The sequence below is a fragment of the Pararhizobium qamdonense genome, assembly GCF_029277445.1.
GTDB lineage: Bacteria > Pseudomonadota > Alphaproteobacteria > Rhizobiales > Rhizobiaceae > Pararhizobium > Pararhizobium qamdonense.
In genome coordinates this window covers 579221-599713 of the sequence record NZ_CP119568.1, presented here as the reverse complement: position 1 = coordinate 599713, position 20493 = coordinate 579221, and the positions used below count along the sequence as shown (strand labels likewise).

Annotated in this window: 22 protein-coding genes and 2 pseudogenes; 13 read left to right on the top strand and 11 right to left on the bottom strand. The window is 58.5% G+C overall.

The genetic code is table 11. The features are described from left to right. Positions 1 to 25 precede the first annotated feature (25 nt). From PYR65_RS28385 to PYR65_RS28375, 3 genes are all read right to left on the bottom strand, one after another. On the bottom strand, positions 26 to 250 hold the full coding sequence (locus tag PYR65_RS28385) for a hypothetical protein (RefSeq protein ID WP_276122084.1): 225 nt from the start codon (positions 248 to 250) through the stop codon (positions 26 to 28). Next, a complete protein-coding gene (locus PYR65_RS28380; protein WP_276122349.1) occupies positions 247 to 1023 on the bottom strand; it encodes a DUF2092 domain-containing protein in 777 nt (258 codons plus the stop codon). Before PYR65_RS28380 ends, PYR65_RS28385 begins: the two co-directional genes overlap by 4 nt. A gap of 141 nt (positions 1024 to 1164) precedes the next feature. Further along, a complete protein-coding gene (locus PYR65_RS28375; protein ID WP_276122083.1) occupies positions 1165 to 2955 on the bottom strand; it encodes an adenylate cyclase in 1791 nt (596 codons plus the stop codon). A gap of 154 nt (positions 2956 to 3109) precedes the next feature. On the opposite strand from PYR65_RS28375, the gene PYR65_RS28370 reads away from it, so the two are divergent. The 8 genes and pseudogenes from PYR65_RS28370 to PYR65_RS30665 all read left to right on the top strand — a co-directional run. Then, on the top strand, positions 3110 to 3370 hold the full coding sequence (locus tag PYR65_RS28370) for a hypothetical protein (protein ID WP_276122082.1): 261 nt from the start codon (positions 3110 to 3112) through the stop codon (positions 3368 to 3370). Positions 3371 to 3514: 144 nt separating this feature from the next. Further along, positions 3515 to 4036 carry a transporter suffix domain-containing protein gene (locus tag PYR65_RS28365; protein WP_276122081.1) on the top strand — a complete coding sequence of 174 codons (522 nt, stop codon included), beginning with the start codon at positions 3515 to 3517 and terminating at the stop codon, positions 4034 to 4036. 9 nt (positions 4037 to 4045) lie between these two features. Beyond that, positions 4046 to 5146 carry an HlyD family secretion protein gene (locus PYR65_RS28360; protein ID WP_276122080.1) on the top strand — a complete coding sequence of 367 codons (1101 nt, stop codon included), beginning with the start codon at positions 4046 to 4048 and terminating at the stop codon, positions 5144 to 5146. Further along, a complete protein-coding gene (locus tag PYR65_RS28355) occupies positions 5136 to 6176 on the top strand; it encodes a hypothetical protein (protein ID WP_276122079.1) in 1041 nt (346 codons plus the stop codon). The genes PYR65_RS28360 and PYR65_RS28355 overlap by 11 nt, the downstream gene beginning before the upstream one ends. Positions 6177 to 6180: 4 nt before the next feature. Further along, entirely contained in the window at positions 6181 to 6489 is a 309-nt protein-coding gene (locus tag PYR65_RS28350) for a hypothetical protein (protein ID WP_276122078.1), read from the top strand. Positions 6490 to 6544: 55 nt separating this feature from the next. After that, positions 6545 to 7036 (top strand): hypothetical protein, encoded by a 492-nt coding sequence (locus tag PYR65_RS28345; protein WP_276122077.1) that lies wholly within the window; start codon positions 6545 to 6547, stop codon positions 7034 to 7036. Between the two features lie 599 nt (positions 7037 to 7635). Next, entirely contained in the window at positions 7636 to 8094 is a 459-nt protein-coding gene (locus PYR65_RS28340; RefSeq protein WP_276122076.1) for a pyridoxamine 5'-phosphate oxidase family protein, read from the top strand. 1257 nt (positions 8095 to 9351) lie between these two features. After that, positions 9352 to 9468 (top strand): annotated as a pseudogene (locus PYR65_RS30665) (hypothetical protein); the annotation flags it as partial. 774 nt (positions 9469 to 10242) lie between these two features. Here PYR65_RS30665 and PYR65_RS28325 read toward each other — a convergent pair. The 3 genes from PYR65_RS28325 to PYR65_RS28315 all read right to left on the bottom strand — a co-directional run bounded on the left by PYR65_RS28325 (position 10243) and on the right by PYR65_RS28315 (position 12711). Then, positions 10243 to 10509 carry a hypothetical protein gene (locus PYR65_RS28325; RefSeq protein ID WP_276122075.1) on the bottom strand — a complete coding sequence of 89 codons (267 nt, stop codon included), beginning with the start codon at positions 10507 to 10509 and terminating at the stop codon, positions 10243 to 10245. Positions 10510 to 10740: 231 nt separating this feature from the next. After that, positions 10741 to 11301 (bottom strand): YcxB family protein, encoded by a 561-nt coding sequence (locus PYR65_RS28320; RefSeq protein WP_276122074.1) that lies wholly within the window; start codon positions 11299 to 11301, stop codon positions 10741 to 10743. Between the two features lie 522 nt (positions 11302 to 11823). After that, positions 11824 to 12711 carry a LytTR family DNA-binding domain-containing protein gene (locus PYR65_RS28315; protein WP_276122073.1) on the bottom strand — a complete coding sequence of 296 codons (888 nt, stop codon included), beginning with the start codon at positions 12709 to 12711 and terminating at the stop codon, positions 11824 to 11826. Between the two features lie 116 nt (positions 12712 to 12827). On the opposite strand from PYR65_RS28315, the gene PYR65_RS28310 reads away from it, so the two are divergent. From PYR65_RS28310 to PYR65_RS28300, 3 genes are all read left to right on the top strand, one after another. Next, a complete protein-coding gene (locus PYR65_RS28310; RefSeq protein ID WP_276122072.1) occupies positions 12828 to 14573 on the top strand; it encodes an FAD-dependent oxidoreductase in 1746 nt (581 codons plus the stop codon). A gap of 275 nt (positions 14574 to 14848) precedes the next feature. Next, the gene (gene arr, locus PYR65_RS28305; protein ID WP_276122071.1) at positions 14849 to 15265 is read left to right on the top strand and encodes an NAD(+)--rifampin ADP-ribosyltransferase; all 417 of its coding nucleotides are present in this window, start codon (positions 14849 to 14851) and stop codon (positions 15263 to 15265) included. Between the two features lie 200 nt (positions 15266 to 15465). Next, positions 15466 to 15672: a hypothetical protein gene (locus PYR65_RS28300; protein ID WP_276122365.1), complete on the top strand. Its 207-nt coding sequence runs from the start codon at positions 15466 to 15468 to the stop codon at positions 15670 to 15672. Positions 15673 to 15753: 81 nt separating this feature from the next. Here the strand turns inward: PYR65_RS28300 and PYR65_RS28295 are convergent. Further along, a pseudogene (locus tag PYR65_RS28295) lies at positions 15754 to 15946 on the bottom strand (glycine betaine ABC transporter substrate-binding protein); the annotation flags it as partial. Positions 15947 to 16111: 165 nt separating this feature from the next. On the opposite strand from PYR65_RS28295, the gene PYR65_RS28290 reads away from it, so the two are divergent. Beyond that, positions 16112 to 17377, top strand: coding sequence for a GGDEF domain-containing protein (locus tag PYR65_RS28290; protein ID WP_276122070.1), 1266 nt, complete (start codon positions 16112 to 16114; stop codon positions 17375 to 17377). 77 nt (positions 17378 to 17454) lie between these two features. On the opposite strand, the gene PYR65_RS30660 is transcribed toward PYR65_RS28290, so the two are convergent. The 3 genes from PYR65_RS30660 to PYR65_RS28280 all read right to left on the bottom strand — a co-directional run bounded on the left by PYR65_RS30660 (position 17455) and on the right by PYR65_RS28280 (position 19222). Further along, positions 17455 to 17667, bottom strand: coding sequence for a LysR substrate-binding domain-containing protein (locus PYR65_RS30660; protein WP_407951365.1), 213 nt, complete (start codon positions 17665 to 17667; stop codon positions 17455 to 17457). A 192-nt stretch (positions 17668 to 17859) separates the two neighbouring features. Next, entirely contained in the window at positions 17860 to 18423 is a 564-nt protein-coding gene (locus tag PYR65_RS28285; RefSeq protein WP_276122069.1) for a hypothetical protein, read from the bottom strand. 133 nt (positions 18424 to 18556) lie between these two features. Beyond that, a complete protein-coding gene (locus PYR65_RS28280; protein WP_276122068.1) occupies positions 18557 to 19222 on the bottom strand; it encodes a transcriptional regulator in 666 nt (221 codons plus the stop codon). Between the two features lie 196 nt (positions 19223 to 19418). Between PYR65_RS28280 and PYR65_RS28275 the strand changes: the two genes are divergently transcribed. Further along, positions 19419 to 19622, top strand: coding sequence for a cold-shock protein (locus tag PYR65_RS28275; RefSeq protein ID WP_276122067.1), 204 nt, complete (start codon positions 19419 to 19421; stop codon positions 19620 to 19622). A gap of 23 nt (positions 19623 to 19645) precedes the next feature. On the opposite strand, the gene PYR65_RS28270 is transcribed toward PYR65_RS28275, so the two are convergent. Continuing rightward, positions 19646 to 20086 carry a DUF1810 domain-containing protein gene (locus PYR65_RS28270; protein WP_276122066.1) on the bottom strand — a complete coding sequence of 147 codons (441 nt, stop codon included), beginning with the start codon at positions 20084 to 20086 and terminating at the stop codon, positions 19646 to 19648. Between the last annotated feature and the right edge of the window lie 407 nt (positions 20087 to 20493).

The following is a 20493-nucleotide window of genomic DNA, read 5'->3' as shown; positions in this document are numbered from 1 at the left end:
TGACGACATCATTCGCGGGTATGGGTCAGCAGTTGTAGACACCGCTCGCACATCTGACCACGGTCCGTCGGGTCGTACGTCGCGCGATGCCCGCGACGCTGACAGGGGTGAGCGGACGACCGACGCGGGCCTCTGCGCTCGAGACGAAGCCGTACACGCCGGGGAACGAGACCTGTTCGCCCCCTCCAACGCCGAACAGGCCGACGACGACGGCCAGCAATGCGATCTTCAGTTTCCGGAACACGTTCATTTGGCTTCTCCCATGGCAAAGTGGTCAGGTAGCTCGTCGATGTCTGGAAGCGCATCCAGGCCGACCTGTTTCGCTCCGGTCTTGTTGTCGAATCCGTAGTCGGCAGCGGCAACTTCGGTGCCCGTCTTCCAGTCGGATATGCGGATGCCGTACTGCGGTCCCTGCTCGACCTTCGTGGAGGTGATGACGTAACGGCAGGGATAAGGCCGCTCGCCCTGGGCGATCCATATCTGCCAGTCGACCTCGGCGGTGCGGAAGGCCAGATGGTCGCATTCGACGCCGCCGATCACGCCGCTACCGAGGTCCTTGACGTCGGTCACGTCGCGCATCAGTTCGTCGTAAACTTTCGGAAGGAGCAGATCCGCCGCCGGAAGCGGGCGTCCGAGTTTGTCGCGGAGCGCATCGATCAGGTTTTCGACCGTGCCGGGAACCTCGGCCTGAGTGTAGAGGTTGGCATTCTTGCCGAGCAGGGTGACTGTCTTTCCGTCGAAGCTCATCTCGACATCGGCAAATCCGCCCGTACGGGTCGCGCGGATTTTGTCCGGGCGTCCGAGTTCGATCCTGCCGGAGCTTGCCAGAAGAAGCTTCTGCTGGTCCTTGGTGACGACTTCGAGATCGGCATCATAGGAGAACGAGATCGCCTTCTGCGCACCGAGGTAATTGGACATCCTTTTCAGGAGGTCTTTGGCCTCAGCCTCGCCCGCATCCGCTCCGGTCGACGAGACCAAAAAAACCGGCGCCGTCGACAAGAGGCCGTGCCTTGTGGCGCACATGGCATTCTGGAATGTCGTGCCCATCATGTGCATCTCCGTCGCGACCGGACATCGGCGGCGGTCGGAGACTAGCTGGGGTCGCTCCGGCGCGCCTGTAACATACAGTATGTTACGTGTAGTTTTCCCTCAGCGCGGGCGGGGCTAAGTGCCGTCCGGCAATGCGGCCGCGATCGGTTCCGAGCTATCAGAAACCTTCAGACCCGCCTTGCGCAAACCAGCGATCAACCGGGCCAGATCGGAAGGCGACATTCCACGGGACGACATCTCTGCCTGAATGTTCGGGATGAAGTCGGGCCGCATCTTCACGAAGGTCTCGCCCTCTCGTCTTGCGTCGGCCGTCAGTCCCGCCTCCGCATAGATGATCGCCGCGACGGCATGGAACAGCGGGAACTTCTGCATGTCCGACTGCCGTATTCCGATGACGGCGTCGGTGGTCTCTCCGAGCATGTACGAAGCCAGCGCCCGGTTCCCCCGGTAGAAGCCGCCGCCGCCGGGATTCAGCGCGATCGCCTGGTCGAGAAGGGCTGCACCTCGTCCCCACTGTCCGGCGATGGCAAGCCGGGTACCGAACTCTCCCATCAGTTCCGTGTCGTTGGGATTGGTCGCCAGTGCCCGTTCACCGATTTCGATCGCTTCGACAGGCTCGTGATCGAAGAACAATGCAGCCATCAGCGCCTGGAGGCCGCGCGTGTTGGCAGGTTCGATCTGAATCGCCCGCCTTGCGGTCTGAAGCGCCCGCTCGGTTGGTGTCGTATCACCGGGCGTCCTGTTGAACTTATATTTGTCTTCGTCGAGATAGATCATCGAAAGCATCGCCCAGGCCGTCGCATATCCCGGATACCGCGCCACCGCAGCCTCGAGACAGTTCCGGACCAGTGCGTGGCTTTCGGGGCTGAGCTCCGTGCGGTACGCATAAAAGGTCAACGTGCACTCGTATGCGCCGAGATCGTCGGGTGGCGGCCGCGCGGTGTCGGCCTGGGCGATAATGCCGTAGGGTTGGGCGACGGCGGTCGCAACACGGCTGGCGACATCCGACTGAACCTTGAAGAGGTCGATGGATCGCATGTCGTTGTCATAGTTCTGCGACCACAGGATCGCGCCATCGCCAGTATCGACCAAACGCGCGCTCACCCGCATACGATCGCCAGAGACCCTGACGGCACCCGCGAGAAGATAGCGTGCTCCGAGCTGTTCGCGGACCTGTGCGACGTCGACGTCCGGCGTGAGGCTCTTGGACGTCTCCCTGCCGAACACCTTGATCTCCTTGAATCGGGGCAGTGTCGTCAGTAGCTCCTCTGTCAGACCGACAGTGTAGAGCCGTGCTTCCGGGCTTTCTCCCAGGTTCGCGAATGGCGCGATCACAAGCGAGGGCTCGTCCGGCATCGCCTTCAGCCCTGCACCAACGGGCGAGGATTCCGCCGAAAACCAGGACATGGCCGCCACGCCGAGCATACCCACGACTGTAAGGCCCGCAACCATCAGCGTCTGTATGGCCTGCCAGGGCGATGACCGTGGAATGCCGTGCCGGGGCATCGCAACGACGTCTTCCTCTTCCGCTTCGGAGGGTGGTGGTGTGCTCCATTTGAACGTCGGGACATAGCCGCCCTTTGGAATGTCTATGCGGACCGGATCCGTCTGCCCCGCCACGAAATAATATCGCTCGAGGGCCCTGCGCAGCCGTCCAGCCTCGATGCGGACAACGGGATCTTCCTGGGTGAAGTGTTCGTCGCGCCTGAACACTTCCAGCGCGATCGAGAAGCCCTTGAGGCGGGTCGCGCGGCCAGCGAGCGTCTCCTCGACGATATAGGTAAGGAAGGCGGCACCACGGCCAAAACTCGGAAACTCGGAACTGGTGACGACACGCTGGAGCTGGACGCGGATGTCTTCAGCGCCGGGCGGTTCACGACGACCTATTGTGCCCGAGTTCTGCATTGCCTGCTCCCGTCCCCAGACACACCCCGTCTACCACATGTATGTTACAGTAACATACTCCCCAAAAGCGCCTTGATAAAGCAGACTGTCTCGACAGGGACACGTTGCAGCAGTGGATTCCGGTCTATTCTTTTAGCAGAAAGAAATCAAGAAGATGGATGAGGATACGAATGCAGCCGTCCGCCGCTTTCCAGACCGCAGCCGCGCTATCAGTGACCGGGCAGCTCGCGACGAAGGGTTCCGGGAAATGTGTGCCGACCTGGCAACGGCTGAAGCCGAGCTTCGCAAATGGTCGACATCGACGGTTCCGCGGCGTGAACAACGCATCGCCGAGTACAATGTCCTTGTCGACGAGCTGGCTCGTGAGATTGAAACGACCCTTGACGCCTCCGTCGTGCCGTTCCCGAAACGCTGACTCCGGGCGGGCGTAATTTACGGCTGGACGCATTGAACTGTGACGCACGGCTTCAATCTGGACGCATCAATTCGGCGGCAGGTCTTCTGACCGCAATTTAGAACTTCTGCCCGAAAGCGGCGGCCAATGAACAGGGAGCAAGTAATGACAGTAAATATGGAAACAGTCCTCGATCCGACGGCTGCGACCTGGCGGTTCAAGCTGGGTATCGCGCTCGTCTGCCTAGCCATCGCGATGTGGCTCTGCGTACCGCTCGCTGCCTGGGCTGGCGTGCCGAGCACGCGGATCGCCGCGGTCACCGGGATCATCTTCATTGTCAACAAGGTGCTGCTGCTTCTCGTCATCGCAGTCATGGGCAAGTCCGGCTTCCAGCAGCTCAAGAGCAAGATCTTCGGCGTCTTCAAGTTGTCCCCGGATACCAGCGTCAGCCGGACGCGATACAATCTCGGCCTCGTCATGTTCTGCCTGCCTCTGATATCGGCATCGCTTGAACCCTATGTCGATGCGATGGCACCAGGCCTGCGCCCGAACCTCTGGCAGCTTCAATTGCTCGGCGACCTGATGTTCATCGCGAGCTTTTTCGTGCTCGGCGGGAATTTCTGGGAGAAGATCCGCGCGCTGTTCGTCCGCGAAAGCCGCGTGGTCTACGCCTCCAACGCAGAGTGAGGACGCAGCGTGTCTGAAGAACTTCTCACCGAACCCGCCGCCGCAGCGCCCTCTGCAAATCCGTTGCGCAGGGTCGCGCTCGTCATCGTGCTTCTGGCACTGGTGCTCTTCGTGCTCTCCGTCTTCATGGAGCGAAGGACACCGTCGACCTCGCAGGCACAGGTCCAGGCCTATGTCGTCGGCATCGCGCCGGAAGTGACCGGGCGTATCGTCGAGGTCAACGTCACGGACAATTCGGCGGTCGAACCCGATCAGGTCCTCTTCCGGATAGATCCGAGCAGATACGAAATTGCCGTCACCGAGGCCGAGGCTGCCCTTGCTCGCGTTGGCCAGACGATCGGAGCATCGACAGCAAACGTGGATGCAGTGCAGGCCCGTCTGGTCGAGGCACAGGCGAACCGCGACAATGCCAGCGAACAGTTGGGGCGCGTCTCCGAACTTACCAAACGCGGGGTCTACGCGCAGGTGAAGCTCGACGAAGCGAAGCTGGTGTTCGAACAAGCTCAAGCGGCGATGAAGGGTGCGGAGGCTGACCTGCTTTCCGCGCAGGAGGATCTCGGTCCCGCAGGCAGCGACAATCCGCAGTTCAAGGAAGCGCTTGCGGCTCTGGAGGAGGCGCGGCTCGACCTGCTTCACACGACCGTGCGCGCTCCGGCCGCAGGCGTCGTGACCAACCTTCAGCTTTCCATCGGCAAGGTGGTTGGCTCCGGACAGTCGGCGATGACCTTCATCGATGTTGGCACCATCTGGATCGCGGCGGCATTCAAGGAGAACAGCCTCGAAAAGACCGCGATCGGAAACCGGGCCGAGGTGCTGTTCGATGCGCTGCCCGGAAAATTGTTCTCCGCCACGGTCGAGAGTGTCGGCCTCGGAGTCTCGCAGAACGACACCGATCCGACGACGGGCCTTCCCAAGATCCGGACCGACAGCGGCTGGGTTCAGGAGGCGCAACGCTTTCCCGTCCGCCTGACGCTAGACGAAGGACGGCCAAAAGGCGTGCGCTACGGCTCGCAGGTGACGGTCGTCATCTATACGGGCGATCATCCGGTCACGAATGCCTGGGGATCGCTCTGGATCCGCATCATGTCCGTGCTGACCTATGTCGGTTGAGGACCTGATCGCCGAGCAGAAGAGAAAGGGACTGCGGGTCGCTCTCGCGGTCTCCGTGCTCTTCGTGATCTCGGTCGCATCCGGCGCGCTCGTTCCCTTCCTCGGCCCGCTCTTCGCCGCCCAGTTCCTGCTGTCGAGTTCTCAGCCCATGCCGCTTGGCAAGACGCTTGGAATGGTGGTTGTCATTCTTGCCGTCGGTGTCTTCATGATGGTGCTGACGTCATGGTTCGGCGACCGTCCGGCCACGTTCCTCCTACTGCTGGGATTGATCTACTTCTCCTGCTTCGTCGCCCAGACTGCTGGCAAGGGCGGGGCTGCAGTCTTTCTCGTCCTTGTCGTCGCGGTGATCGTGCCCCTGCTCGGCATCCTCAACAAGGAACTGGCCGCATCAACCCTATCGATCCTTGTCGGCGGCGTGTTGGGCGGCGCGGTGATGATGTGGCTCGCGTATGTCGTCATTCCGGAACCCCCGTCCATCGCGGAGACCGCGCCGCAACCGACAACCGCGGCTCCAGATTACCTTCGAGCGCTGGCCAACGCGGTCATTCTCTTGTCAACGGTCGCGATCTGCCTGACGAGCGACAACCTGACGTCCGCGGCCGTCATACCGATCACGGTGGCATCGTTGCTCGGACAGCTCGATGTCGCGGCGAGTGGAAAGGCGGCATTTGGGATCGTGATCGTCAACCTCTTCGGCGGCATCGTCGCTTCGATCGCCTACGGCGTGTTGACGATCCGGCCCAGCCTGTTCTGGATGTTCGTCATCGTGCTGGTCGCCAGCCTTCTGCTGGGCGGGCGGGCTGCCGCAAGGTCGGCGGATGCGAAGGTCCATGCTGGTGCGTTGACGACGTTTCTGATCCTGTTCGGCCTCGGCGTCTCGCCGCTGCCGGGGAGCGCGGCGGAATCGTTCTCGACCCGGATCCTGTTCGTTGCGATAGCGATCGGCTACGCGCTCTTGACGACCGCGCTGCTTTGGCAGCAACTCCGACAGGTTTCGGGCGGTTTGAAAAGCAGCAATAGAGAGGAGTAAGTTCATGAAAGTCACGATGTTGGCGGCGTTCCTATTGGCGGTCGCGATCACGCCCGCCCAGTCGGCCGAGCCGACATTCGCCAGTCTGCAGACGATGTGCATGAACACCAAGGACCCCCAACAGCAGGGCTGCTGTGCGGGTTTCGTCGAGGCGGTCGCCTCACGCATCGCCCGTGAGGACAAGAGCTGTGCCCTCCTTGGGTCGTATATCGCCCAGGCGAACTCAGATCTTGCGCTCACCGACGTGATTGCGGATATCGACGGTGCTGTATCCGGCCAACGCGTTCGAGGCGGTGGAGAAATTCCTGTATAGCCGCGGCTGTTCCTAGGAAAAGACGTCGCGTCCGGCTGTTGAGAACGGAGTTGGTGTGGAAGAGAAGAACTTGAAGCCGTCGGGATTGGCCTACGCAGGGCTGGTTATTGGACAGACTGTCGCTGCCATGGCGTTGTTCTGGATCGTCTTCCCACTGTTCCACCAGATCATCACACATCTGGGTGAGCAACAGGAGTTGAGGCTCTCCCAGCAGATTGCCATTATCTGCAGCGCAGCGCTGCTCCACGCTTGCTATTGGACAAGGCTGAACTTGGTTCCCGTCGTTGCGCCGTTCCACAACGTTTTCGTTGCGCATGTCTGTTCATTTGCAAGCCGCGTGAGTTTCTTTTTCGGGGGAGCGCTTTTCTCGGCGCTCTTCTTCCGTCACGTCCCGGAGCTGGATGCTTTGCCGTCGTTTGAACGGATTGCGTTGGGAGCGTTCGAAATCCTGCTCGTCCTGTTCGCACTGTTCTGCTATTCGCAGGAACTCGAGCGTCTTGCCAAGGCGATCGAAGAGCCGCGAGATCCTACCGCGCCACGGGAATGACCACCCTTCCACAAGGACGTCCACGGGTGGCTCGCTGAAACGCACATCAAGAAGGTCAATTTTCCCGCACAAGTTTGGATACCATCTCCCCCGGGAGTTTTTGTGTTCGGCCGAGACGTTGGAACTCTTCACACTCCGCGTCAATTGCTGCGAGCGCAAGCTGCGTTCGTTTTCCTCCAAGTTCGTGAACTGCCCGGCTTCGTCACGGGTCTTCGAGCGCCCATCGATAACCTGACGGTAGGCTTCCATTAGTCGGCTTCGGATGTCGGAACAGAGATCCACGTCACTGCGCCCGCTTCCCAATCTGTGCTGCGTGGCTCCAATCACCTTGATGACCGCTGGAATAGCGATGTCCGCTTATGGTGAATGGGCGAGGCCGTCGGAATGACTGCCGTAATGGCGCAAAGCGGCCTATTACATTCGGTGCGAGGGGTGGGTTGGCGTCACTTTCCGATGTCATAGGAATAATCCTAGAGTTCATCGATGAAGGTGCTGGTGACTGCAAAGAGCCACTGATCTCTGGCGCCGATTTCGAAAAAGGAGGTCGCGATCCGTGCTATCATTCCCGAAGGGCTAGTGATGTCCCAGAAGGAAATCCGATGAATTTGAAAGAGATGACCAGCGAGGACTGCGTTGACGTCCTTGCGCGGGGGCACATTGCCCATCTTGCCTGCGCCAAGGATAATCGGCCCTATGTCGTACCAATCCAGTATGCGTTTGAATCGCCCAGCCTCTATGCCTTCTCCATGCCCGGGCAGAAAATCGACTGGCTGCGCGCCAACCCACTGGTCTGCATCCAGGTGGGCGAAATCGACAACAACGAGGCTTGGCGAAGCGTCGTCGTCGAGGGACGTTATGAAGAATTCCCGGACAACGAACAATGGCACGGTGAACGGCTTCATGCCTGGTCGCTGCTGGAAAAGCGAAGCAACTGGTGGGAGCCGGGCGCTATGAAGCTGGGCACGGTTCCAGAAACAGGCAAAACGGTGGTGCCGGTCTTTTTCGTCATCCATATCGACAGCGTCACCGGTCGGCAATCGGCTGCGAGCGGAAACTGAGACTGAAATATCCGCTCTAAGCGGCCTCGGGCTTGGTGCGGCGGATGGGCACGGGGAGTGCCATCTTGCGAAATTCAGCGTCCGTGTTAGCCTCTGCCTATGTCTGAAGAAGAGTTCTGCAAGCGGTTTGAAGATCGGGTGCGCCTTTGGTATCGCGCGGGGCGCAGCGCCTTTGGAATGGAAGCGGAAGATTATTCGAGATCGGTCGCTAAGGTTTGGTGGCGCGAAGCGAAGGATGGCGCGTTGTCCCCAGAGCGCTGTGCCGATGAGGACTCTTACTACTGGTAAGCGGCCGTCACTTTCTGTACGGGCGGTTGGGTTGGGCCGTCTGATGCCAGCGCTGACGGCAAGTCTGGTTTTCTTCAATCTGCTGCTTCCCGATGGGATGGAAGGATAGAACCGCAGTATCGAACGTGCCGGGTCGGCAACAGCGGATTAGGTCGGCAGCGCCAAAATCCATGCTTATGTCGGGACCACTATCCTGATCGTCGTCCTCCGTCTGGATCTTCGGTTTGTCCAAGACGTTCCGCCGTCATCGCCACAGGAACCCGCCATCTTCAGCGTGGTAGGGAAGATAGCCCAGTGCTTCTTTACGGTCTTCTGATCGCGACGCCGGTCACGGGGATGGCCACTTACTATCTGGGCTATGATGGCGCCGGCGGCGTGCACGCCGATAACTCAAGGTCGTCCTCTAGGTGCTGATCGCCGGCCATGTGCTGGGCGCTCTCAACGAACGTTCTCCATCGGATGACCGTGGGATGGTCCACTCCTGCCGATCAGTCGGTAGGAAAGACGACATCCAGGATGGATGGAACGGCAGCAATGTTTCCGACGCGATCGATATCGCGCCTGAATCATCGTCTAGCGTTTCCGGAGAAGTACGAACACCAACGATAGTCTCGGACATGCCGAGGGCGACCGCTGTCTGGTTCGTGCTTTACTTGGTGTTTCAACTTCGAAATCCGGGAATAGAAGCGGGAAGCGCGCTTCCGGCCTAGACGATGTTGCGGGCCAAGGCGCCACCGATCGCTAGGCAAGTGGCTGCCTGTGGCTCGAGATCGGAATCGCTACGGCACGACCGACACGCAGGCGAGGCCTTTTAGAGCGGTCGAATGTCGCTCGCCGAGAAACGACACCGGCCCCCCGATCCTATTGCACCGCGGTGCAATTCCAAAAGTCCCATGACAGTCATATGCTTGCTACGAAGGCGGGTGCGCCGCTGGAGCGCGGAGAGAGGAAATCGATGGCCAGACGCATATCAAAAGAAGAAGGCCCACACCCGATGTTTACGTTGGCCGTCGCCTGCGGATGCGTCGCGCTCAGTTGGGCATGTCGCAGGCCACGCTTAGCGACAAGCTTGGCATTACCTTCCAGTAGGTCCAGAAATATGAGCGCGGCGCTGACCGGATTAGCGCGTCGATGCTGTAGGACATCGCGCGGGTGGTAGGGACTCAGTATGCCTACTTATCTTAAGCAGGCCTTCCCAAGTGGTACGCCAGACGAACTTGCTGCCTATATCGGCAGGGTGAGGAGGAACTGGTCATTGGATTAGGTGTTCCTATCGCCGCGAGCGGGAAAGGTACCAAGGCCGTCGCTGTAACGGGCGTTCGATGATCGACTTTGAGAACTTCGTAATGTGATGTTGACGCCGGAGGAAGGCGGCAAGAGCAGTTCCGGACTAGGGTCGGTTCCGACTGAGGGGCACAGGCCAACTGAGTGGAAAGAAAAGCCCCCGCAAGAGCGTCCTCTTTAATCAACTAGGACTCGGCCGCTTCGCCCATTCATGATAGGAGGCGCTCCGATGAAGAGTTGCGATTGTAGCGAACGAGACGTCCCCGGTTGCGGTGTGCCCCTATTGTGACAAGCTTCAGTGTCCGCCGACTAACGGCTCGCGCAGACGCGCAGGCGGCATTGAAGCTCATCCGCAAAGCAGCGCCGCTACATGATCCACGTCTCGCAGCATTGTCCTCCTAAGGCGAGAGACCTCATAGAGACACGGGGGCACGTCAAAGAAGCAAGTAGCTGGGGCATGATGGCCGCTGGTTACGATCAACGTCATCTGCTGGAGGTCATTGCTATCACAGCGGCTGCTGCTGCATTTAGAGATCGGGGTCGGCCGCATTGGCTTTTTTTAGCCCTGCCGCGATCTCATGTTTCATCCTGGTCATCAACCGCAACGACTTTGTAATTGGCCCAGACGCTCCGGGAGATCGCGTCGCTCCCAGCGTAGTCGGCGTCGAACTCTTCCAGGAGAGTGAGAAATCCGCCCTTCGTCTCGATCTCCGCCGGGGTCAGGTATCCCCATTCACACTCTTCGCGGTGTGCGTAAATGTCATCTGTCACGAGATTGCGAAACAGAAACAGTCGCGCTTGGCGACAGGATGAACAGTTTCCGGCGTGATAGCGGCGAGGCATGCATATATCTTAGCCAAAGCCACTCCAATATCCAGTCTGGCGCGGCAACGAGGCAGCGATGATACAAACGGCTTGGCGACCGCAGTCATAGTCAGCAAGCAGCCCCCTTCGAGGGCTCACGCCCGCGGGCAGAGAGGCGATTTGTAAAGGTTACTCGTGGGGTAGGAAGGAAGGGACGGACGAAAAGGCACACAAGAAACCCACCCGTCTTGAAGAAGCTACTGCTCCCCGTCACCCGGCGCCGACCGGTCCTGCCGATATTTTTTCGTTCGCATAATGAAAGGCGTCCTCAAAATGCTTTTGGTTTTCGAAGCTGCGTCTAGGCAGAATGAAGGCTTCCCGCTTCGATATCGGCAACATCAAATAATCTTTCTCCCGAATGATCCGTTTTACGGTCGCCCATGGAACAGTCGAATCCGCCACGTCCGAACTGACACGAATGGCGTCATCGTTCAAACCTACGGTGATGATCGCGTCAGCGGATGCGATCTGCCTATAGTACAGAAACGATGCTCCCCAAGACAGCCAGTGCGTGGCTAGCGAGAAGAAAGCCACGACGAGGAGGCAAGCAGGAAGCCAGAGCCAGGAACTGCTTTCAGCAACGGCGTTGATTACGGTCACCGGATTGTAGAGATCGGTGAAGAGGACCAGAAGGCACCAGACGGATAACAACCACAGAATCATCGTGACGATGCTGCGATGCCATGGACGGCGCGTGAGCGCCCGCGCCATCGCAGCATAATCCCATTTGGTTAGGGTATAGGTGATTTGATACCTAGGCTCGTCTTGCATTGAAATCCCCAGTGGCAGCACCGCAGGTCTAGCATAAATATTGGAATGCGTGCTTCTTCCAGAAGACCAGTGGCGTCGGGTAGTGGAATTGCGAGTTTCGCCATTAAGCGAAAAAGGGCCGGAGACAAAATCTCACGGCCCAAGTTTTTCTCATCGACGCCTAGGGAGGAGATCGCGTCGGGAATCCCAAGGTAGCGGATCATGGTTAACGAACGGTAACGCTGGCCGCGGTGTATGTGCGGCGCTCGGGTCGTGCCCTGGGACGGAGATTTTCCGCTCCATGTTAACAGGTCCGCGTCCAGCCATCAAGACCAGGAGCGCACCTGCCTAGATGCGCCATCCGCTCAGCGGGCGCGGCTCAATTTAAAAACAACGCTCTCTGAGCTCAATTGCCGAGCACGATCGGCATGTGCGGCTCTAGCTTTTCCTACCTCAGAAGCGACGGGCGGTGGCGTAAATAGGGAGATCTTGCCGGAAATTGGGAGCGCGCGATATATGTATATGTATAGCATAGGGGAAATCCTATTCGGATGACACCCCATTTTTTTGCCAGCGCGCCTCAAGATCTCCATTTGCAAACTTGAGAAGCAAATTCCGAAACCGGCGGCTTCCTGCGATCACTTCATTGTTGGTCAGAACCAACGTGAAGTCGCCGTTGCTTTTGCTGACGACTGACTGAATCCGGTTGTAATTGACAATGCGGCTGCGATGTATCCTTACGAAACGCGCCTCGGACAGTGTTATCTCCAAGGCCCGGAGAGATCGCCGCTGGAGGACGCGTCGCGACTCCAGGACCAGCTCGACATAATTTCCCGCAGCCTCGACCCAAAATATCTCGTCCGCCGAGATCCAGTACTGAACCGCGCCATTGCGATACGCGATCCTGATTGGCTTACGGGTGTCGGTGTCCTCTTTCGTAGCCGTCAACTCGGACGTGGATAGGCGCATCAGGACGTTTACTGAGATCACTATTGCAATATAGGCCAGTGCGTCCTTGCGCCCTTCGTAGATTGTTGTCAGCCACAGGCTGCCGTCGCCTGAATAATGCGCTCCAAAAAGCGGATAAATGGCGCGCCGCAACTGGATCATGCCTGTGACATGAAGAACGCTGAACGCGACAAAGCCGGCAAGGTGTCCAAAAAAAACTCTCAGCCAATTGAGGTAAACCGGGCGCAAATATACGGTCGCAAGAACGATCGCTGGTGTCAGAACAAGTATGACCAGGACACTCGTGAGCTCGTCCGCCAGCAGTGGCCAGAGCTCAAATGGATCGCTCGCATGCTTGATCCAAGTCGATGTAGCCCCAACTAAAGCAATCGCTATTAACAAAGCAGCATAGCCAGCCCATGCATATCGCTTCGATTGCGCAAAATATTGCCGGAACATCGACGTTTCTGCTGCCAAAGCCATCCTTGGTCCGATCAATCACCCGCCTGCACCAGCCAGTCCACCGCTCGCACCAGCCATGATTCCAACCTGCTTTGCGGTCGGTAATAGGGCATGACGTACCACAGGAGGTATTTTCGTTGAACCGACGATCGATTCTAAAATCCGGCATATCGGTTTTTTCTCTCGCAAGCGGCTTTTTACCTTCGTTGGCAGAGCCTTCCATGGGGGCGGTGGAGGAACCGAAATCTGCAGACCTTTGGTATGAATTGTCGCACGAACTGGGCGATCGACTGCAACCTGTAAAGTGGCCGTTCGCTGTGTGCCTCCGGGAACCCGATGGCGTCGCCTGTAGAACGCTATTCCAATCTATCCGCAATCCATTCTTTTTGAGCGATCATCCCGGCTTGACGCAGACGTCCGGGTGGGTTGGCGCCTGGTTTGCCAAGCCGAGCAAAAGAGTGGTCGAGGCGGAGTCCGCAGAAGACATCGCTGCCGCAATCAGGTTTGCGAGACGGAATGGGATACGTTTAATCGTCAAGGGCGGCGGCCACAGTTACAAAGGCTGCTCGAACGCGGCGAATTCTTTGCTCGTCCGAACACGCCGGATGAAGGAGATTACATTGCATGATGGGTTCGTGCCTAAGCACTCGACTGCCGAACCAGTCCCAGCCGTTTCGATCGGATCTGGCGCTCTCTGGGGCGAAGTCTATCGTACTGTCACCGTGGAAGGTGGGCGCTACGTGCAAGGCGGGGGCTGTTTGACGGTGGGTGTTGCTGGCCTGGTGCAAAGCGGCGGTTTCGGGAGTTTTTCCAAGAGTTATGGTCTAGCTGCCGCAAGCTTGCTGGAAGCAGAGATCGTTACGGCGGACGGGGTCATCCGTACCGTCAACGCTAACCAGGATCCGGAGCTGTTGTTTGCACTTAAGGGCGGGGGCGGTGGAACGTTCGGGATCGTAACAAGGCTGACATTGCAGACATACGATTTGCCGGCGACATTCGGCGCGTTTCTGCTCGATATTCGCGCCGCTTCCGATACAAGCTTTCGGGCACTTATAGGACAGATGCTAGCTTTTTATGCTGAAACCCTCTTTGGCCCCCATTGGGGCGAGCAGATCCGCTTTCGGCCAGACAACACATTGTCGATCTCCATGGTGTTTCAAAACCTCACCCGGACGGAAGTGGAATCGTGCTGGGCACCGTTTTTCGATTGGGTCGCTTCCCGAGATGAATATCGGTTGATCTCCAGTCCAACCGTGCTAGCCGTACCAGCCCGGTCTTTCTGGGACGGAGAATTCTTGAGAACGCTCCCGGGAGTCGTGTCCTTTGACAACCGCCCCGGAGCGAACAAGTACAATATCTATTGGGCCGGAAACCGCGAGGAGGCAGGCCAGGTCATCCACGCCTATCGTTCCGCCTGGTTGTCCGCAGACTTACTCGATATGCATCAACGAGATCAACTTGCCGATGGGCTTCTGGCCGCGAGCCGGCATTGGAGCATCTCCCTCCACACGAACAAGGGTTTGGCAGGCGCGTCGAAGGATGTGGTGAGAGCAGCGGCCGAAACCGCCATCAACCCGGCAGCGATCGAAGCGTTTGCACTCGCCATCTGTGCCTCGGAGGGGCCACCTGCCTATCCGGGAGTTGAAGGCCATGAGCCGGACTATGCTCGGGCGAAACAGGACGCAAACCATGTTTCCTCCGCAATGGCCGCGCTCCAAGAGCACGTGGTTACAAGTGGCTCCTACCTCGCGGAAAGTGATTATTTCGAGCAGGATTGGAAGAGCGCCTTTTGGGGTGAAAACTACCCACGCCTACTTTCCACCAAGCAAGCTTACGACCCCGAAGGGATATTTGTGGCTCATCATACAGTTGGACAGGAATGACGCCCGAAGCTCTTATTTCGGCTCGCAGCTTCCATGAGTGCTGCGAAAACATGTCACATTGGCGAAGAGACGTACGCTAAAGTGAATGACGCCGCAGAAGTCTGATCGGCGGCCACCCCGGCAATCGACTTGGTCAACACGCTCGATAACCGAGTTGGGCGATGACGTCCGGAGTTTTTCAACAGCTATAGCGACCTGCTTGCCTGGACTTGAGGTCATGGAATGACGCGAAGACGGCCAGCAAGCATCACGTGTGTAAAAAAGGAAACAGGGAAATGTCGACAGCTGCAACCACTTTTTCGCAATCGTTTTTTCACGGCACCCGTGCCGATCTGCAGCCTGGGGACATGGTCGCCGTTGGATACCCGTCGAATTTCGCCGCCGACACGCAGTTGTCATGGGTATACTTCACAGGCACGATGGACGCGGCGATTTGGGGCGCTGAATTGGCCGCGGGTGAAAAACCGGGACGCATCTATATCGTCGAGGCGACCGGCGCGTGGTTCGATGATCCGAACGTGACCGACAAGAAATTTCCGGGCAATCCGACACTTTCGTATCGATCGCAAAACCCGTTGCGGGTCATCGGCGAGGTTGTGAACTGGCTGGGTCATACGGCGGAACAGATCCGTCAGATGAGCGAAGGACTGGCGCGGTTAACCGCCGAAGGCGCTCACGTCATTATAGATTGACCGTTACGGGCTCTATAGGGGGGCGGAACAAGAGGAGTGCGAAAGCGTACGCTAAGATCGAACCGAATGAGAACTTATGCGACCCGCCGTAGCCCGGCTGGACAGCCGCAAGGAACTGTACTCCCAAGCAAAGGGTTGGCAGACCTTCCAGCTCAGTGTCCTGGCTTATGAGGAACGACCCGAAATCCGGGTGGTCGTCTATGGGCGGCATCGTCTCGTTTGAGACGAACCCTCATCACAAACGCCTACCGCTCGTGGTCCTGACGAGCAAGGGGAAAAAGACCTACAACGACGAACTCACACTCTACGGTCCGCTCGTGGAGCAACTTGCGGACGGGTTGGATATCGCCGACATCGGGGCAGCGCGAAGGGTACTGGATGCACTGCGGGCAAAGCTGGAGAGGTAGGATCAAGATTCGCGGCAAGTGGCAATGGCGTCTCGTTATGTTCGCGCACCCTCGGCATAGCGCGCGGCTTTTGAGAGGATGTCGCTCATAGGCCTTGATCAGCGACGCGTCGTGGCCGGCGGCCGAGCCGGTGTCGAGCAGCGTGAAGCCCCTCTTTTCGGCCTTGTAGGCGTTAAAGAGCTGCGCGGAGATCACGGTCGCGCCCAACCCTGGGGCCGCCGGCGATGGTGCCCTTCCTCGGGTCTTCCGGATCGGGGAAAAGTTCGGCATGCTTTTACGCGTCGCCAGCAAACCGCACGGTTCGATTGCATCGTTCGATCTGGCACATATCGCGTCAGCCTCCGACGCGCCACGGTCTTTTTTAGATGTCGCAAACCCTTTTATACGCCTGCACCTTGCCCGCTCTTGTTTCCTATGTCGTGCGTCCTAAGTCGATGAGATGGAGGAACAACCGATACCTGCTTCTGGAAAATCGGCAGGCTCACTGCCGCCGAAGCCTGTTGCACGGCTCAGCGCATTCACTACCGAAGAAGTGGAGCGCCAACTTGGCGGCCGAACCCGCGACATTCGCTTGAACATCGAGCTTTCCCGCCTTTTGCGCGAGCGCACGTGGCCGCAGATGTCCAAGATCATCCGGGCTTGGATGATCTGGGTGATCGTCCTCGACGTCCTGACGTTGTGCCTCAATGCGTTCCTCCTCCCGGCCGGGACCGTCATGTCAATGCTTCTACCGGCCTCGATCCTTCCCCCCGCGGCCGTAACCGTTGCGGTCGTTTTTCGCGAGCAAAGGGCTAGGTGGCTGCAAGCAACCGTTCTCCTGGTTGGCGTCTTCTTTATTCTGGTGTCTGTTGCGTTGGTAGGCGTTGCGACAGGCGGCGAATTTTACGAGCGGCATTTGACGATCATGCTTTTCGTCGCCGTGACCGCTATCGTCATCTTTCCGGTTCCTCTGCGCTGGGCGATGGTGATTGGCGCGTATGCCATCGGTATTTACCTGCTGTTTCAGCTCAGGAACCCGGACATCGAGCTTGGAAGTGCAGTTGCAGGAACGCTCTTCTTCGCGAGCGGCATTGGTGCGACGCTGGTGGCGCGACGAACTGCGACGATCCTGGCGCACAAGACCTTCCTATTGGAGTTGCGGGACCGCAGTCGCCTCACCGACCTATCTGACGCAAATGCGCGACTCGAACTGCTTGCCCGAACCGATCCGTTGACCGGCGTCGCGAACCGACGCTCGATGATGGAAACCCTGGACGACTGTTGGCAAGAAGCGGGAAATTCAGGGGGCGCTGCGATTTTGATGTGCGATATCGACGATTTCAAGTGTCTCAACGATAGCCTCGGCCATGCCGAGGGGGACCGCGGTCTGGTAAAGGTTGCTGGCATCATTCAGAGCAGCCTCAGAGATGATCGTGATCACGTGGCCCGTTACGGAGGCGAGGAGTTTCTGATCCTGCTCTCGGGTGCCGGCAAACATGCGGCCTATGCGGTCGCTGAAACCATCCGCAAACGGGTCGAGGCCGCGTCTCTCCCTAACCCTCTGTCGCGCGTCATGCCCAATATTACCGTGAGCATTGGTCTCGCGACGACAAAGCGGTGTAAAAGTATTTCCGCAGAGCACCTTCAGCGCCAAGCGGATGAGGCTCTCTACTCCGCCAAGGCTCAGGGACGTAACCAAGTCGTTGCTCATGCAGATTCCGAATGACGAGGGCCGAGGTCGGAGATTGCGACCTCAAAGGTGTGGGCGTGAGTTGGCGCTACGTGCATCACGGGCGCGTAGGATCACGGCGCCCCACGTAAGCTAGCCGTATCGTCGAAAAGGAGATGCTCCGTGAGAAAGTTCGCGAAGGCCGTGATCCTCGGCGACAGCTGACGGCTGGCCGGCCAGAGCGCGGCAAACTCCCTTGTTTTGCGAATGAAGTCGTCCATTGGCGACGCCAGAGACCTGTCGGAGATCTGTTGATCGACGGCAAAGGGCGGCAGAAAAGCATTCAAAACCCCTTCTCGGCGAGGTAGATCAGCGGCTCGATCGTCGTCGGGCTCATAGTCTCAGGAACTGCGAAGTGGACGCTGTTGGCCACCATGAGCGGGCAGTCCACAAGCTTGCCCGTGGCGGGCGACTTCTGGTGTGTTTCGGCGTCGTGTTTGACCCCACCATCGGCGCCGATGGGTGGATCGACACAAGACTTACTTCGGTTCAAAACGGCTAAGCATCTGCCTCAGTTGATTATTTTGAAGCCGGAGCTTCGCTGCCAGTTGGGACCGTAGTTCTCGGATCTCACTGTTCAGCGCCCGATCTGGATCTGGTGCCTTCGGCGCCACTTGCTCCACCAACGTGGCAGCCGACTCCGCATCCTTGGTATAACCCGGCGCTTCTACCTTGACCTTCCTTCGGGTCTCCCGCGGGATCCTATCCTGCCGATTTCGCTGTTCGGCGCCTATGACGACCACAGCGCGACCCCGGGCCAAGGTGGACGCTTCATCGGCCGGCATAGAGTCAGGCAGCTCTGCCGCCATCGACGGCTCCTGACGATCAGCGGCTTCGCCGTCGCCACCTTGCGACGCGGCCGGTGGTTTCGGCTCAGGTGCGGGCTCGCCCGCTATAGATGCTTCAGCAGCGTTGGAATTGGCTCCAGGCCCTCCGACCTCGTTGGAAATCTCGGTGATGTTGGCTTTTCCAACGTCATGCTGATCCGTGGTCTTTCCCCGGGACAGCAATCCGGTGAGAAGTTTCCAGGGCGACTTTACCATCGCTTTTTAACTCCCATCCTGTCGTACGCAACCCATTGGGCGGTGGAGAGGAAGATGCCCGTTATCAGCGGTCAAGCTACATCGCGCTGAAGAGGATGGTCGGCGCTTAAGCCAACCATCCCACGGCATCAGGTCAGTCAAGACCGAGTCGTTTGCGAAGAATAGTATTTTCCTCGCGGAGCTTTTCCGCAAGCAACTTCCGCAACCGATTATTTTCCTGCTCGAGTTGAAGCAGATCCTCCATCTCCGCAGCAGCCGTGATAGGCGAGACAGCCTGCGTGGCGGATCCGACAACCGCCTCGACGGCACTCTTGGCTTTGCGTCCGCCAGGGCGGGCAGACGGCGTCACCTCGGTTGCGGCGTTCTTGCTACCCCTCTTCGCCCGTGTTTTCTTAACAGCCGGTGCTTCGACCAAAGCGTTAGAAGCTGCAGTTTCCGACGCCACTTTCTTGGTCCGCGGGCGTCGCTTCTTGGGCTCAGGGACCTTTTGCAGAGCAGTTTCGGGCTCGGTGGACACCTGTTCGGACATGCTCGGGTCGTCGGCCATCTGTACCTCCAGTGAAAAGATCGATGTTGTTTCTCGCTGCAGATTTATTGTCGACGCGGGCGCGTGGGCTACCTCGTGCATCGCCGCATCTGAATCGGCGCGAAGCCCGCCAATCCGAAGTACTTCGACGTTGCCGTCGTGCTCGGCGAACCGGCGCAAATCGACGTTGCCCCAGATTGAGCTGGATTGCAGCGTGGGTTTTCGACGCGCACCCTTATACTCAACGACAAAGTTCTTATGCGGCTTCTTCAATGTTCGAGGCTCCAGATGCATTCATTTGCTCATATGCAGAGAGACATGTCTCGCACAGAAATGCAAATTCCGCCCCCGCACAAGGCCGGGCATGCCGAAAACGGTTGTGCTATTGAGGATGAATGGTTGCGGCAATGTCAGCCGATCCATAATATTTGCCGGCGGCATCGACGCCGCTTGTTTCACGAGGATAACCATGGCGACGGGTACCGTTAAGTTTTTCAATCAGGACAAGGGTTTTGGCTTCATCACACCCGACAATGGCGGGCAGGATGTGTTCGTCCATGTCTCGGCGGTGCTGTCAGGCGGGCCTCTGAAAGATGGCACGAAGGTCAGCTACGACATCGGCGAGGATCGCAAGACCGGAAAGTCGAAAGCGGAAGACGTTCGCGCGATCTGATCGACCTGTGTGGCACGCGGCGGTTAGTTGCCGCCGCCTATGAGTTCGAGAGTCCGACGATCTGGCTCACCGACAAAGAAGCGCTCCAGAGTAAGCCGGAATCGTTCCTCGTTCTCCACGGCAGCTTCGTTGAACAGCGTCATCGATGAGCGGAACTTCATGTCATCGGGCGAACCGAAGATCTCATGTGCGGAACGGCCGGATATCCCGAGCACCGCATCAGTGGTCCGCGCCAATCTTTCAGCAAGTACCGAATGTCGGAGATAAGCCCGGGCTTCCTCGATAGAGCCAATGCCGTAGAAATCCGCGGTGGGAGACCTGCCCAATGCACGCAATTGCGGGAAGATGAACCACATCCAATGGGTTTGCTTGCGTCCGGCCCTGAGTTCAGCGAGCACCGTCTCGAGGACGCGGTCTTGTGCTGCAACGAAGCGGGAAAGCTCGAAAGGATCGTCCTGCGCCATCGATCGTCCTTTCGGATGACGCCGTCAGATCGGTGCGGCGGCCAAGAGGACCGCGACTGGCACCGTGATTGCCGACGCGCTGATCGCGACCGCCGCTACAAGCCTGATTAGGCGAGTGCGTCTCGCGCGCCGAGGATCCCACTCATATGCCATACCTGTCCCTCCGAGCGCCAGAACAGCATGTGAAGCCGGGAGAGTCCATCCCCTTACGCGCTCGCGCGTGATCTCGCTAGCGTGCTATTGCAAAGCGCCGAACCGCTCTTATTTCTTGCTGCGGAGGTCATTGGAGTAGCTGCGATGCAGGATCCCGTTATCAATATCGCATCGGACGACTCGATCGAAATCTTGATGCCGAGCGGAAACAGAAGCCGGCTCCGATGCTCTGTCGTGTGCCTCTGTTGCGAGCG